General features: G+C 65.7%; 9 protein-coding genes. 8 read left to right on the forward strand and 1 reads right to left on the reverse strand.

The annotated features are described in order from the left end of the window. Window positions 1–254: 254 nt before the first annotated feature. The 8 genes from ABD842_RS18550 (at window position 255) to ABD842_RS18585 (ending at window position 14,257) form a co-directional block, all read left to right on the forward strand. Window positions 255–2,645 carry a S9 family peptidase gene (locus tag ABD842_RS18550; RefSeq protein WP_345117204.1) on the forward strand — a complete coding sequence of 797 codons (2,391 nt, stop codon included), beginning with the start codon at window positions 255–257 and terminating at the stop codon, window positions 2,643–2,645. 174 nt (window positions 2,646–2,819) lie between these two features. Further along, entirely contained in the window at window positions 2,820–3,110 is a 291-nt protein-coding gene (locus tag ABD842_RS18555) for a glycine zipper domain-containing protein (protein ID WP_345117206.1), read from the forward strand. A gap of 199 nt (window positions 3,111–3,309) precedes the next feature. After that, entirely contained in the window at window positions 3,310–4,470 is a 1,161-nt protein-coding gene (locus tag ABD842_RS18560) for an extracellular catalytic domain type 1 short-chain-length polyhydroxyalkanoate depolymerase (RefSeq protein ID WP_345117208.1), read from the forward strand. A gap of 129 nt (window positions 4,471–4,599) precedes the next feature. Beyond that, window positions 4,600–5,112 carry an LVIVD repeat-containing protein gene (locus tag ABD842_RS18565; RefSeq protein WP_345117210.1) on the forward strand — a complete coding sequence of 171 codons (513 nt, stop codon included), beginning with the start codon at window positions 4,600–4,602 and terminating at the stop codon, window positions 5,110–5,112. An 18-nt stretch (window positions 5,113–5,130) separates the two neighbouring features. Next, window positions 5,131–5,895, forward strand: coding sequence for an LVIVD repeat-containing protein (locus ABD842_RS18570; protein ID WP_345117212.1), 765 nt, complete (start codon window positions 5,131–5,133; stop codon window positions 5,893–5,895). After that, entirely contained in the window at window positions 5,895–6,593 is a 699-nt protein-coding gene (locus tag ABD842_RS18575) for a hypothetical protein (protein ID WP_345117213.1), read from the forward strand. Before ABD842_RS18570 ends, ABD842_RS18575 begins: the two co-directional genes overlap by 1 nt. Before the next feature lie 689 nt (window positions 6,594–7,282). Further along, on the forward strand, window positions 7,283–12,403 hold the full coding sequence (locus tag ABD842_RS18580) for a carbohydrate-binding protein (RefSeq protein WP_345117215.1): 5,121 nt from the start codon (window positions 7,283–7,285) through the stop codon (window positions 12,401–12,403). A 177-nt stretch (window positions 12,404–12,580) separates the two neighbouring features. Continuing rightward, complete coding sequence (locus ABD842_RS18585) at window positions 12,581–14,257, forward strand: T9SS type A sorting domain-containing protein (RefSeq protein ID WP_345117217.1); 1,677 nt, start codon at window positions 12,581–12,583, stop codon at window positions 14,255–14,257. A 99-nt stretch (window positions 14,258–14,356) separates the two neighbouring features. On the opposite strand, the gene ABD842_RS18590 is transcribed toward ABD842_RS18585, so the two are convergent. After that, entirely contained in the window at window positions 14,357–15,355 is a 999-nt protein-coding gene (locus ABD842_RS18590; RefSeq protein WP_345117219.1) for a LacI family DNA-binding transcriptional regulator, read from the reverse strand. Window positions 15,356–15,726: the final 371 nt, after the last annotated feature.

The raw sequence follows: 15,726 nt of genomic DNA on the forward strand, positions 1-15,726 counted from the left end.
ATGTGAATTTCGCTTCAACCATCGCTACGAAAACGTGTATAAAGTCTTGCTCAAAGAACTTCGCCAACGGCCCCTCTAAGCTCGATTTGCTTCCTAAGCCCCTAAATTAATTATCAACTCACTGCCAGCCCTTCTTCTATATTAGAGGCGCCGTTTCCTCCGCCCGCTTACTACGTTTCAATTTGAGCATGAAAAAATTCTACCTCTTTGCATTTTTAGCACTTTGCCAAGGCCCCGTTTTAGCCCAGGACGCTATGTACCAGCAGCCGCCCAAAGCCATTACCGATATGGTGGACGCCGCGGTGCTGCCCCGGGTGAGCGTGGCTTCCAACGGACAGTGGCTGCTGATGATGAGCGTGCAGGAAATGCCCGGTATTGCCGAGCTGGCCCAGCCTGAGCTGCGCCTGGCCGGCCTGCGGCTGAACCCGCGCACCAACGGCCCCAGCCGCACCACCTACCTCACCGACCTGCGCCTGCGTCGCCTGCCCGACGGCCGGGAGCTGCCCGTGCAGGGCCTGCCCGCCAAAGCCCGCATCAGCGAAGTGACCTGGTCGCCGGACAACACCAAAGTCGCTTTCACCCATACCACGGCCAACCACATTGAGCTGTGGGTGGTCGACGTGGCCTCGGCCTCGGCCCGGCTGATGCCGAACCTGTTTCTGAACAGCGTATTCGGCTCGTCGTTTCAGTGGCTGCCCGACTCCCACACGCTGCTGGCCCGCGCCATTGTGGGCGGCCGCGGCGAGGCCCCGGTTATCAATCCCGTGCCGATGGGTCCGATTGTGCAGGAAAATGCCGGCAAGAAAGCGGCCGCCCGCACCTATCAGGATCTGCTGAGAAGCCCCGGCGACGAAAAGCTGTTCGACTACTACGCCGCCGCGCAGCTGGTGAAAGTGGATCTGCAGCTGGGGCGGATGCAGCCCTTAGGCGACCCGGGTATCATTCAGAGCGCAGTGGCCTCGCCCAACGGGCAGTTTGTGCTGGTCAAGTCCCGGCAGCGGCCCTACTCCTACACCCTGCCCGTGAGCAGCTTTCCCGAGCAGGTCAAGGTCCTGAGCCTGGAGGGCCTGGTGGTGAAGGTGCTGGCCGAGTCGCCGCTGGCCGACAACCTGCCCACCAGCTTCGACGCGGTGCCCACCGGCGCCCGGGAGCACGGCTGGCGCGACGACGTCCCGGCCACCGTGTACTGGGTGGAAGCCCAGGACGGCGGCAACCCGAAAGCCCCGACGGCTATCCGGGAGAAGCTGTTTACTCTGGCCTCACCATTTGAAAATGCTCCCCAGGAGCTGGCCGCTTTGCCCCTGCGCTTCCGCAGTATCAGCTGGGGTACGGCCACGCTGGCGCTGGTGGAAGGCTACCGCTGGTCGGACCGCAAGGAGATGACCTGGCTGCTGAACCCCACGACCAAAGCGACGCCCGCCGTGCTGTTCAGCCGCTCGTCGCAGGACACGTATTCCGACCCCGGCACGCCGTTCGAGGTGCGCAACGCGGCCGGCCGCTACGTGCTGGCTACCGACGCTAAAAGCGAGAAGCTCTACTTCGTGGGCGCCGGCGCCTCGGCCCAGGGGGAGCGGCCCTTCGTGGACGAGCTGGATGTAAAAACCCGCAAAACCGAGCGGTGGTGGCAGTCGGCGGCGCCGTACTACGAGGTGCCGGTGACCATTCTGGACGTAGCCCGGCGTGAGCTGCTGACCCGGCGCGAGTCGGCGCAGGAAAACCCGAACTACTTCCTGCGCGAGGTGCGCAAGCAGAAGCTCACGGCCCTGACCAGATTTGCCAACCCGTACGCGGCCCTGGGTCCGCTGACCAAGCAGGTGCTCAAGTACCAGCGGGCCGACGGCGTGGAGCTGACGGCCAACCTGTATCTGCCGCCCAACTACGCGAAGGAAACCGGCCCGCTGCCCACGCTGATGGAGGCATACCCGGTAGAGTTTAAGGACAGGAAAAACGCGGGCCAGGTGAAAGGCTCCCCCTACGCCTTCACCCGCGTGAGCTGGGGCTCCCCGATTTTCTGGGTTACCCAGGGCTATGCCGTGCTCCAGGCCACGTCCATTCCGATTGTGGGCGAAGGCACCCAGGAGCCCAACGACACCTACACCGAGCAGCTGGTAGCCAGCGCCAAAGCCGCCATCGACGAAGGCGCGCGCCTGGGCGTGGTCGACCCCAAGCGGGTGGCCGTGATGGGGCATTCCTACGGCGCCTTTATGACGGCCAACCTGCTGGCGCACTCCACGCTGTTCCGGGCCGGCATTGCCCGCAGCGGCGCCTACAACCGCACGCTCACGCCCTTCGGCTTCCAGGCCGAGGAGCGCACCTACTGGGAAGCGCCCGCGGTGTACAACCAGATGTCGCCCTTCGCCTTCGCCAACCAGATCAAAGCCCCGCTGCTGCTGATTCACGGGGAGGCCGATAACAACTCGGGTACGTTTCCGCTGCAGACGGAGCGGTTTTACAGCGCCCTGAAGGGCCACGGGGCCACGGCCCGCTACGTGGTGCTGCCCTTCGAGGCCCACGGCTACGCCGCCCGTGAATCTATTCTGCACATGCTCTGGGAAATGAACACCTGGCTGAATCAGTACGTGAAGAGCCCGCCGGCGCTGGGTGCCGCCACACCGCCCGCGCCCAAACAAGGCAGCACCAACTAGCCGCCGGATTACGGTAGCAGTCAAACCCCGGACCCGGTCAGGCCCGGGGTTTTGCTTTGGCTTTGCAGCGGCGGGCAGGTCGGGCGCATCACGAACGTCAGCAGGGGGTTATAACCCGCGCCGCTCTTTCTGCGTTACAACCCACATTCATTTTCTCACCTGAATCCAGACGTCATGAAAACCTTCAAAGGATATATAGCGCTGTTTTCCACCGCGGTGATGCTGACCGCAGTGGTGGCTCCTGAAACGGCCCAGGCGCAAACCACGCCCAAGAAAGGCTGGAGCGGTAAAGCCAAAGGGGCTGCCATTGGCGGCGGGGCCGGCGTAGTGGGGGGCGCCGTAGTCGGCGGCACCAAGGGCGCGGTAATCGGGGGCGTGGCCGGCGCCGCGGCCGGGGGTCTGATTGGCCGTAAAAAAGACAAGAAGAAGAACCCCGTACGCTACGAGCAGTACTCGAAAAAATAGCCGACCCGCCTGTTCAGACAGCTATAAAACGACTTTGGGCTCCGGGCTCAAAGTCGTTTTTTCTTGCTCCAAGCCAGCCGTTTCCTTTTTTGGGTGCTTCTTGCCCCGCTGGGATATACCCGGGTGGCGTAAACCGACCCGAAGCCATGCAGCGCAGGCTGGCAGCACTCTTCCTTTTCATCTTTTTATTTTCGCGGTTATGACTCTTCGCTTTTACTTTCTGCTGCTGCTGACGACCCTGGCCCTGGCTCCCGCCGTCCGGGCCCAAACCACGGTGCAGGGCAGCATCCGGAGTGGCGGGCTGCGCCGCGACTACCGCCTCTACGTGCCGGCGGCCTACTCGGCCGCTACCCGGGTGCCGCTGCTCTTCAACCTGCACGGCTACGGCTCCAGCAATCTGGAACAGGAAAACTACGGCGACTTCCGCCCCATTGCCGATACGGCCAACTTCCTGGTAGTACACCCCAATGGTACGGTTGACGGTGCCGGCAACCGCGCCTGGAACACGTTTGCCCCGCCCGGCGGAATTGATGATGTGGCCTTCCTCTCGGCCCTGATCGACTCGCTCAGGCTCACTTACAACATCGACCCGGACCGGATTTACAGCACGGGCATGAGCAACGGGGGCTTTATGAGCTACGAGCTGGCGGGCCGCCTCAGTGGCCGGGTGGCCGCTGTTGCGTCCGTCACGGGCAGCATCGTGCAGAGCCACCTCAATACGTTTGCGCCCCAGCACCCGGTGCCGGTCCTTCAGATACACGGCACGGCCGACAACACGGTGCCTTACAACGGTAACTCGCTGTTTTTGCCCGTTCCGACGGTACTCAGCTACTGGGTGCAGTTTAATGGCTGCGCGCCCACGCCCCAGGTTACCCAGGTTCCCGACGTGAACACCACCGACGGCAGCACAGCGGAGCGGTCGGTGTGGCGCGGGGGGCGTAATGGCAGCGTGGTGGAGCACTACCGCATCATCGGCGGCGGCCACACCTGGCCCGGCTCGGCCTTCACCATCGGCGTTACCAACCGCGACATCAACGCCAGCCGGGAAGTGTGGCGCTTTCTGCGGCCCTACCGCCTAAGCCGCCTCAGTGCGCCGCTGGCTGCCAAACCCCGCGCCCGCGCCGGCTTCAGCTCCTACCCCAACCCCTTCAGCAGCTCCCTGACCCTGAACACCGGCCCCGGCCCGCGGCCCGACCGGGTGACGGTAACCAACGCGCTGGGCCGGCCGATGCCGGTAGTGTTTGAGGCGGCCGGCGCGGATGAGCTGCGGCTGACTACGGCCCCCTGGCCCGCGGGCCTTTACCTGGTGCGCACGGAAACAAACGGCCGGGTGGACACCCGGAAAATAGTAAAGCAGTAAAGCCGCCAGAGTCGCCTTGCGGCCCTGGGCCATCGGCAGCACTATTCTGCTTGCTGATGCAACCTTGCGTTCCGGTTTGGTATCCCGACCTTAGACTGCTGTATCATTAAACCCAGCGCTGCTGACCCTATGCAAAGACTTTACTACCTGCTGCTCGGCGGCCTGCTGCTCTCACTCAGCGGCTGCCCGATGGTCGACCCGTTTGAGCCGGATCCGCTACCCAAGTATAAGCCCCTGCTGATGGCCCGCTCCCAGCTGGAGCAGGCCGTGGCCGCCCTGCCGCCCCAGGTACTGCGCAACACCGGCAAGATTTACCTGCGCGACCCGTATATCTACATCAACGAGCAGTACGAGGGCGTCCACATCATCGACAACCACGACCCTACTCACCCCGAGGCCGTGGCCTTTCTGCGCATTCCGGGCAACGTGGACGTGGCCATGCAGGGCAATCTGCTCTACGCCGACAGCGGCCCCGACCTGCTCACCTTCGACGTGAGTGACGCCCGCCATGTCCGCCTGCTGCACCGCGTCCGCGACGCGGTGCCGGAGCTGCCCATGCCCCAGCTGGGCAGCATTCCTCAGGAGTACCAGAGCCCGAATCGTCCGGCCGATGCCGTGGTGGTCGGGTGGCAGAAGCTTTAATCCTTCGTTCCGATTTTTATGCGCCTTTCCTCTACCCTGCCGGCCCGTTGCGCCGCTCACCTGCTGCTGCTCGCCGGGCTGGCCTCCTGCTCCAACAAAGATGCGTCGAGTCCTAACCTGGCCGCCGACAATGGCAAGGGGGGCTCCCTGGCCCGCTTTACCGTGATGGGCACTACCCTCTACGTCGTCGATAACCAAAGCCTGCGCCTGTTCAGCCTAGCCACGCCGACGGCTCCCACCCGGGGCCCCGTGGTCGACCTGCGCGTGGGCATCGAAACCATCTTCCCGAAGGCGCCCTACCTGTTTCTGGGTACCCAGCGGGGCATGTACATCTTCGACGCCTCGGTGCCGACCGCGCCCGAGCAGCTGGCCTACTACGAGCACGTGGTGAGCTGCGACCCGGTGGTGGTCGACGACCGGTATGCCTACGTGACGCTGCGCGGGGGCCGCGCCTGCGGCGGCGGCATCAATCAGTTGCAGGTCATTGACCTGACCAACCTGCGCGCCCCGCGCCTGGTCCGCTCCTACCCTATGGTGCATCCCATGGGCCTGGGCGTCGACAGCGCCCTGCTGTTCGTGTGTGATAAGGAACAGCTGAAGGTATTCAGCACGGCCAATGCGCCCGAGCTGCTGCCCCTGCAGTCGTTCGGCGTGAATGTCTCGGACGTTATTCCCAACCGGGGCAACCTGCTGGCCATCGGCCCCGACGGCCTGTACCAGTACACGTATCAGGGTGGCAAGCTCACGCCCCTGAGCAAGCTGCCCATCACGCCTTCCCTGTAATGCCCGCTCTCTGGACCCGGGCCGGGGGCCGCTGGCTGGCGGCCGGGCTGCTGGGCCTGGCGCACCCGGCGGCCGCGCAGCTTCTGTTGCCCGCGGCTACGGCCACTCCGCCCCAGGTGCTGGCCATCAAGGCGGCGGTGCTGCCGCTGCTGGCCCGGGGCTATCAGCTCAGTCTGGAAAAAGCCTGGGGCCAGCATTACCAGCAGAGCCTGAGCCTGACGCCCCAGCTCTACTACGGTCCCGTGAGCAACACGACCTCCGAGCCCAGCGAAGGCGGCCGCGACCAGGTGCGCGGCGCCGGCCTCGACGTGCAGTACCGCCGCTATCTGAGCCTGCGCGCCCGGCCGCTGGCGGGGCTTTACGTGGCCGGCGGCCCCCAGCTGCAGCGCTTCAAAGTAGACTTTCAGGCCCGCAGCTGGCAGCCCGAACCAGGCCCCAACGGGCTGCTGTACTACCAGTACCTCTTGGCCGATCAGACCGAAACCATTACCCGCCTCGGGGCCACGGCCGTCGTGGGCAAGCAGATGGTGCTGGACAACACGCCCCTCGTTATCGACCTGTTCGTGGGCCTGGGCTGGCGCGCCGCCTGGACCAGCACCAGCGCGCTCCCGGCCGGCCGGTATGCATCGGGCATGAGCAACTACGGCTCCGCCGGATTCTTCCTGCCGGTCGGTATCAAGGTGGGGCTAGTCTTATAAACGGAACCGGGGCGGCAGGATACATCTGCCGCCCCGGTTCCGTTTACAATACTTTTTTCGCGCCACGGAGCCACGCCACCGCAGTGACCCAGGCCGGACGCCGGCTAGCCGCCGCAGGCGGCGGCAGGGAGAGTGGTAGCTGCGGCCGGGCTTGCTGCCGGGCCGGTTGGTGTAACTAACGTCGGCCCCACGGAGCTTTACCAAGGACGTTGCCTGTAGGCCGGTGTGCCGCGCGCCAGGCTGCAATACCCCGGTGAGCACCAGTTTATCCGGCCTCATAACTCGGCAACGCCAACCGGGACCAAGTGGGGCAACGCAAACGTTTCCGTAGATAAATCCGGTGACTTGCTGTGTTTTGCCGGCTGGTTTCCCAACCTTTAGCCACCCGCCATTGCCGGCGGTTCGGCTGCCCCCGCGCAGCTTCTGCCTCCTGCACCTACCCGCCGCCGGCCCCGGCAGCCCGGGCCTTTGCAACTGCCCCGGACGGCCCCGCCGTCATTCGTCCTGCCCCCAACCTACCCGCGCGCCTTTTGGGGCGTCCGGAATCCTAGTGTCCGGTAGTGCCCGCGCCCGACTGGGCCAGAGGCCCCGCCGGCGGGCGAAAAACACGGGGCTTCTGTGCCCCGGCAGCTGCCGCCAACCGCTGTCATCCGCTGATCTGCTCCTTCTGAAACAACCCCAAAATTCCCATGAAAAGAATTTTATCCCTCGTTCTGCTGGGTCTGCTCACGCTAACGTCCAGCTACGGGCAGGCTATTTCACCCTACCTGGCCGGGCAGAACGCCTGGCTGCCTACAGCCCTGGGCACTCAGGTTTTCAACGGGCAGCTCGACCGGCTGTGGCCGGTGGTGCAGCAGTCGAAGGTGCGCATGGTGCGCATCGGCGGCAACGGCGTGAACTCCAACCTGGTGACCAATCCGCAGTACATTGCGCTGATTGACTCCGTCCGGCGCATCGGGGCCGAGCCGATGGTGCAGGTGTCGGAAGGGCGGGGCCGGTTCACGGCGGCGCAGGCGGCCCAGGTCGTGCACCACGTCAACATCACGATGGGCCGGCACGTGAAGTACTGGATTATCGGCAACGAGCCCGACCTGAACAATGCGGCCCACCCCAACCCAACCCCCGTGGCGGGCGTGGCGGCCTACCTCAAGGCGTTTGCGTCGGCTATGAAAGCGGTGGACCCCGGCATTCTGATTGTGGGGCCGGAGAATGCCGCCTACAACAGCTACTTCCCGGCCCTGGTGGGCGGGGCCAACGACGTTACCGGCACCGATGCCAGCGGCCGCTACTACATCGACGTCATCTCCTTTCACACCTACCCGTTTGCGGGCACCCAGACGCGGGCCCAGGTGGTGAATGGCACCCAGAACCTGACCGCCAACGTGACCAACCTGCTGGGCCTGATGGCCAGCGCCAACGCCCTGCACAACCGCACCGGGGCCAACGCGCTGCGCTGGGCCCTCACCGAGTTCAACGTCGACTACGCCAACCCCACCGCCAATACCGTGGAAGGCGTGGGCGTGCATTCCTTCCTCAACGGCCAGTACTGGGCCGAGGTATTCGGGGTGGGCATGAAGTACGAGGCCGTATCGATGCAGCCCTGGTCGATTCACGAGGGCAACGGGGCCCGGGGCGTGGGCGACCTGGGCTACCTCGACGGCTCGGGTGCGACCATCAAGCCCCGCTCGGCCTTCTGGCATGAGATGCTGGTATCGGAAAACATGCACGGCACCAACCTTAACGCCACCGACAACCAGGCGCTGGTGAAAGTGCTCAGCAGCACTGATAACGGCACCACCGCGGTGATGCTGCTCAACGAAAGCGACGCAACGGACTACGACTTCACGGTGCAGCTTTCCACGGCCCCGGTGCCGGGCGTGGCAGCCCTGAAAATCAACGTGCCGGCCGGCCTCGCCAGCTCTTACAACGGCAAGCTCTACGCGCAGTCGACGCTGGTACTGCTCTTCAACAGCCAGGGCGCGCTGACGAAGAAAATCGTGTACTCGCTGCAGCACGCCCAGAACACGCGGCCGCCCACCTACCTCAACCCCGGCCAAAGCTTCACGCTGGCGACTTTCTCGGCCGATAAAACCTTCACCTGCGTCGCGCCCGAGGCGGTGAATTTCGCGGCCACGGTGCTGGGCGAGTTCACCACGATAAACTGGGATTTCGGCGCCGGCGCCACGCCCCCAACCGCTACCGGCAAGGGCCCGGTAGCCGTGCGCTACGCCGCGGCCGGCACGCCCACCGTGACCATGACGCTGGTGAACCCCGACACCACGATTGTGGTGACCAGGGCGCCCCTGCAGGTGAGCAGCTGCGTGCGCACCCCGTTTCTGCCGGCCCCCGCCGTTGTTCCGGGCGTGGTGAAGGCCGTGGAGTTTGACAACGGCGGCCCGAACGTGGCTTACTTCGACTCGGACGCCGTCAACCGCGGGGCGGCCGTCGACCCCACCGTGCCCCGCGCCAACGAGAGCGTGGACACGGAAAAGGGTGACGGCGGCACGGGCAACGTGGGCTACTCGGCCAGCGGCGAGTGGCTGAAATACACGGTCAACATCCTGCGCACCGGCCTCTACCGCGTCACGGTGCGGGTAGCCACGGGCGCCACCTCCACGGGCTCCCTGCGGCTGTCGGTGAACGACGTGGACCGCACCGGCATCGTGCCGGTGCCGGCCACCGGTGGCTTCGGCACCTACCAGGATCTGGTCATCAACAACGTGTACCTGGAGGCCTCGCCCGGCGCCACGCTCCGGTTCGACATCGTGAGCAGCAGCCTGAACTTCTCCCGGCTCACGTTTGAGGAGCAGCCGATGACGGGTATCGTGGTAAACCGGCTCTACAACGCCACCTCTACCGGCGACGGCAGCCAGGACGCGGTGGAGCTGCTCGTAACCCAGGACCGCCTCGACCTGCGCGGGCTGATTGTAAAGGACTTCGAAGCCAACCTGACCAGCGACACCGGCGGCAAGTACCAGTTCAAAGACAATCCGCTGTGGAAAGAGCTGCGCATCGGCACCACCATCGTGCTGCGCCGCCTGACTTCCGGCATCAGCGGCTACGCCCCCGACGTGGACCCGGCCGACTTCAAGCTCGATCTGCTGCTGGAAAACGCGGCTTACCTCGACGCGCTGGCCCCGGCCGGCCAGAACTTCAACCTGACCCAGACCGACATGGTGCTGCTGAAAACCGGCAGCGCCGGCGGAACAGCCAACGCCGTGCACGCCATGAGCTCGAACGGCGGCAGCACGGCCTTTTTTGCGGGCGTCGCCAGTCCCAAGCTCCTGCTGAGCGCCGGCCTGGGCACGGGTGCGTTTGTGTACCCGCTGAACCCAACCCAGAGCGCCGCCGACTACACCGGCAGCAGCGTGGCTACCTCCACCAGCGCCAGCCGCAGCTGGGGCGACGGATTCGGCACACCCAACGTCACCTACATCAACGCGCTGCGCAACGCCGCCTTCACGGCCCCCACCATCGTGGTCAACCGCGTGTACAACGGCTCCAACGACGCCAGCGGCAGCACCGACGCGGTGGAGCTGCTGGTCGTGCAGGATCACCTGGACCTGCGCAACGTGGTGGTGAAGGACTTTGAGAGCAACAACTCGACCGACAACGGCGGCAAGTACCGCTTCGCCAACGTGGCGCTCTGGCAGGATCTGCGCCTGGGCACCACCATCGTGCTGCGCCGCCTGGCCGGCCCCGCCGGCTACGTGCCCGACCTCGACGCCGCGGACTTCACCCTGGACCTGCTGCTTGAGAATCCGACTTACCTCACCAACCTGGCGCCCACCACCTCCTTCAACATCACCCAGTACGACATGGTGCTGCTGAAAACCGGCGCGGCCACCGGGGTCGACGGGGCCATTCACGCCCTGGCCACCAAGGGCGGCGGCAACCTGGGCGTGCCCTCGGCCCTCTTTCAGACGGTGCGCAGCCCCAAGCTCACTTCGCCCGACGGCACCGACGCGGGCGGCGGCTCCTTCCACTACCCGCTGAATCCTGACCAGCAGCTGACCGACTACAACGGGGCCAAGGGCGCCATTTCCAAAAGCGCGGCCCTGACCTGGGGCTACGGCTTCGGGGCGGGCAACGCGGCCTTCATTCAGGCCCTGCGCGACTCGGTGCTGGCCCCGCCGACCCTGCTCACCGCCACCGCTGCCGGCACTGCCATTGCCCTGAGCTGGATGGACAACGCCGCCGGGGCCGCCGGCTTCGAAATCGGGCGCTCTACCGACGGGCTCACCTACGCGCCGCTGGCTACCACTGCCGCCGCCGTTACTACCTACTCCGACTCCTGCCTGGCTTTCGGTACGCGCTACTACTACCAGGTGCGCACCAGAGCCGAAGGCCTGTATTCGCGCTACGCCGCCCCGGCCCAGGCCCTGACCGGCAGCCGCCCCCTGCCCGTGCTGCCGCTGCTGACCGACGCCTGCTCCGTGACGGCAACGGCGCCCACGGCCCCGGATAACTGCGGAAGCAGCATCACGGCCACGACCACCGACGCGGTGCAGTACGCCAGCCAGGGCACGTTCCATATTGCCTGGACTTTCGCCTACGCCGACGGCAGCACCGCCACGGTGCCGCAGCTGGTAATCGTGCGGGATACGCTGGCCCCGGCCGTGCAGACGCAAAACCTGACCGTGGAGCTGGATGCCCGCGGCCAGGCTTCCATCCGGGCCGCGCAGCTCGACAACGGCTCGGCCGACAACTGCGGCGTGGCGGGCTTCGCGCTCGACAAAGCCACCTTTGACTGCTCGAACGTGGGCGCCAACCTGGTGCAGCTGACCGTGACGGACAGCAACGGCAACACCGCCTCGGCCCCGGCCACGGTTACCGTGCAGGACCACACCGCGCCCAGCGTGCTGACCCGCACTGTCTCCGTGACCCTGATCAATGGCGTGGCGACCATCACGGCGGCCCAGGTAGACAACGGCAGCACCGACGCCTGCGGCATCAGCCAGCTCCGCCTCGACCGCACCAGCTTCGACTGCTCCACGCTGGGCGACAACCCGGTGACGCTCACCGCTACCGATACCAATGGCAACCAGGCCTCGGCGGCGGCCGTCGTTACGGTGCTCGGGGTGCGGCCCGCCGTGAATATTGGCGTGAGCCGCCCCGACCCGACCTTCACCGGCCTCGACAGCCAGACCCTGGCCCTGGGCTACGGCGCCCAGCAGCTGACGCTGACGGCCGCCAACGCCACCTCGGCCCCCGGCGCCACGGCCTACGCCTGGCTGCCGGCCGAAGGCCTGAGCAATGCGGCCAGCGCCACCCCGGTATTTACGCCCACGGCGGCTGGCACCTACGTCTTCACCGTCACGGCCACGAATGAGTTCGGCTGTGCGGCCACCGCCGCCGTGACCATCACCGTGCTGGACGTGCGCTGCGGCAATAAGAACGACAAAGTGGCCGTGTGCCACAACGGCCACGCCCTCTGTCTTTCGCCCACTGCGGTGGCCACTCACCTCAGCCAGCACGGCGACCCGCTGGGCACCTGCTCCCCGGCGGCCAAGGGCACCGCTGCGCCGCCCGTCCCCACCACTACCGCCGCGGCCCGGTTTGACGCCTACCCCAACCCCTTCGCCGACCACGCCGTGGTGCGTTTCCGCACCATCGCCACGGCCAGCACCCAGCTGCTGGTTTACAATGCCCTGGGCCAGTTGGTCGCCACCCTCTACGACGACGTGGCCGAAGCCGGCCGCGACTACGAGGTGCCGCTCAACGGGACAGCCCTGCCCGCCGGCCTCTACACCGGCCGCCTGCTCAGCAACGGCACGGTAGCCACCCAGCGGCTGGTTATTGTGAAGTAAGATTTGACCGAAAGCCAGGCTGACACCCGGCGGGCCCTGCGGCTCCGGGGTGTTGGACTGGCTTTGGGGCTGATTTCGGCGCCTTATCCCACTTCCGGGTCCGGCGCGCCCCCGAGTCGGGCGCCGCGGTCCGGTCCGGTCCTTTTCGTTCTTTTCCTCATCCCAAAATCCCACTCCATGACCAATCCCCAACCCCTTTTTTCCTTTACGACCCTTCTCCCGAGCGGCGGGCGTTTTATCCGGCCCCTGCTGGCGGGCCTGGCCCTGGGCGCCGCGTCGCTGACGGCTACCGCCCAGGGTGTGCCCGTGAGCCCGAATTTCTTCGGCATCAACTACTGGGTGAGCCAGCCCAACGCCACCATCACGGCCGACCTGAACCGGGCCCGCATCCGGTTTTACCGCGTGGGCGGCAACGGCCGCAACCGCGACGCCTATTGGGCGGTGAAGGAAAACTGGCTCCCGACGGTCAACTACGTCATCGACCAGCTGGGCGGGGTGCCGCTGGTGCAGCTGCCCATCGGCTTGTCGAACGGGGAGGTGACGGCCTGGGTGAACTACTTCAAAACCAAACGCGTCAGCTACTACACCATCGGCAACGAGCCCGACCCGACCCCGGCCAAAACCACGCCCACCTCGGCCACCGACCAGAACCTGACCGACTGGGTCAATAACGGCCTGGAAGTGGACGGCTACTCATTCTACGGCTTCCGCGACCGGTTCAAAGTCATGGCCGCGCTGGTCAAACAGGCCGACAACAGCTGCAAGATTGTCGGCGGCGACTTCCGCAACTTCTACAGCAACCCGATTTCGCTCTACTACTCCAAGTTTATCAGCAACGTGGGCGCCGCCTACACGCTCGTGGGCACCCGGAAGATTCCGCTGCTGGATACGTTTGCCTTCCACTACTACGACAGCCAGGGCCGCCGGGAGCAGGAGCTGGCCACCCGCTTCGACGCCGTGCAGGGCTACCTGACGAGCGTCAACGCCACCCGCGCGGGGCTGGACGCCACCTGGCCGGAGCTGCGGATGGCCGTGACGGAGGTGAACACCGAAGACAAGAGCGGCACCGTCTGGGCCCCGAGCAGCTTTCCAGCCGGGCAGTTTCTGGCCACCATGACCAAGCTGGCCCTGGCCCGGCGCGCCTTCTGCGTGACGCCCTGGAGCATCCGGGAGTCGGAGCGGGACTTCTCGCTCTACACCGCCGGCAACACCCGGCGCTCCACCATGCACCACTTCGCTATGCTGAGCGAAAACCAGCGGGCCAACTACATGCCCGGCGACCAGGAAACCAACCCCAACTACCCCAAGGACGACCTCATTTTTGTGGGCCTGCGCGACGCCACGGGCTACACCGTGCTGCTGATGAACACCTCCGCCACGGCCCGCACCTACACCATTGCGCTGAACAACCAGTACGGCGGCGCCGCCTCGGCCCGCATCCGGCTGGAAGGCTACGCGGGCGTTTCCGGTGAGCTGCGCACGGGCACCATCGAAGCCCGCAAGACCATTCTGTACCGGCTCACCAGCGCGGGCGCGTTCGAGTCCAAAACCTTCTACGACGACAACGACGCGGCGCCCGTACTCCAGCGCCCGGCCAGCATTACCGCCACGGCCGCTGCCCGCCCCCAGACCGTCGGGCTCTACCCCAGCCCGGCAACGGATAGCTTCGTGCTCGACGGCCTGTCGGGCCCCGTGGCCGTGACTCTGCGCAGCCTTACCGGGCAGCTCGTGCTGGAGCAGCGGGCAGAAGCCACGGCGCCGGTCCGTATCGGTCGCCTGGCCCCGGGCGTGTATCTGCTGACGGCTACCACCGCGGCCGGACAGGTTCTGCGCGGCCGGCTGGTCAAGGAGTAGACGAAAAACTTCAGCCCGATAAAACGGGTGGTGGAAGGGTGGCTGCAACCGCCCTTCCGCCGCCCGTTTTTCGTTTAGCGGCCGCGGGCGGAAGCCGGCTCAGGAAGCCGTGGAGCGACGCCGAAACAGCTCCGACTTCAGCACCAGGCTCTGGCTGGGCAGAATGGGCTTTTTCTTCTCGATGGCGTGCAGCAGGATGCGGGCGGCCTCCCGGCCAATCTCGTAGGCGGGCTGGGTGATAGTGGTCAGGGCCGGGTCGAGCAGGGCCGCCACGCCCAGGTTGGAGAAGCCGATAATCTTGACCTGGTCGGGAATGGCGCGGCCCAGGTTGTTGCAGGCCTGGTAGCTGCTGATGGCCAGGCGCTCGACGGAGGCGAAGATGCCGTCGACTTCGGGGCGGGTGCGCAGCAGCTCCATGACCCGCTCGGTGTTGCGCTCATCATCCCGGTCGCCGCTCAGCACCAGGGTCTCGTCGAAGGCGATGCCGTGGTCGTGCAGGGCGGTCTGGTAGCCCTGCATGCGCATGCGCCCAATGGACAGGTTGCCCGACACGAGCAGGTGGGCAATGTGGCGGCAGCCGGCCTCAATCAGGTGCTGGGTGGCCTGGTAGCCGCTTTCGTAGTCGTTGGTCGTCACCTGGGCCGTGCTCAGCGCGTCGCACACCCGGTCGAAAAACACGATGGCGGGCTTACTGGCGTACAGCTTCAGCAGGTGGTCAAAATCCCGGGTTTCACTGGCCACCGACATCAGCAGCCCATCAACCCGGCCGCCGGTGAGGTAGTGGGTGATGTCGACTTCGCGCTCGTAGTCGTCGTGTGAGAGGTAGATAAGTACGTGGTAGCCGCTCTGGCGGGCCACCTCCTCAATGCCGTTGATGGCCAGGGAGAAGAAGTGGTTGTTGACTTCCGGAATCACCACCCCGATGGTTTTGCTCAGGTTGCGGCGCAGGCTGCTGGCGTAGGCGTTGGGCTGGTAGTTGAGCTCGGCCGCCAGCGCCCGCACCCGCTCCTTGGTCTGGGGCGACACCTCGTAGCTGTCCTGCAGGGCCCGCGAAACTGTAGCAATCGACAGGTTCAGCTCTTGGGCAAGCCGTTTCAAGTTAACTGGATTCATCAAAGCGCCTGGGAGAGCTGAAAACGGGGACGGTGGACTAATAAGGGGACAGCTCAGCCTGGTAAAGCTAACGCATTTTAGGCAATGCCGGAACCGGGCGGCCCCGCCCAAAACCATCCCCCGGCCCCGGCCCTTGCCGCCCGCCTGCACCCGGCCGCCGGGCAGTGAGTACTTCCCCAATCGTCACCGGCCCGGCGCCCGGCGCAGCTTCCCGGCGCAGTTTGATGTAAACGTTTGCGTAGATAAACCCGCATTGGCGCGGTTAAATCATTGTTAAATGTACTGTACTTAGCCGGGCAAAGGAGCGGAAACAAGCACTACTTCCTGGTGCCCACACTACTTGCTCTGCCCGCCGG

Origin of the sequence: Hymenobacter algoricola (assembly GCF_039539525.1) — a bacterium.
In the GTDB taxonomy this organism is placed as follows: Bacteria; Bacteroidota; Bacteroidia; order Cytophagales; family Hymenobacteraceae; genus Hymenobacter; species Hymenobacter algoricola.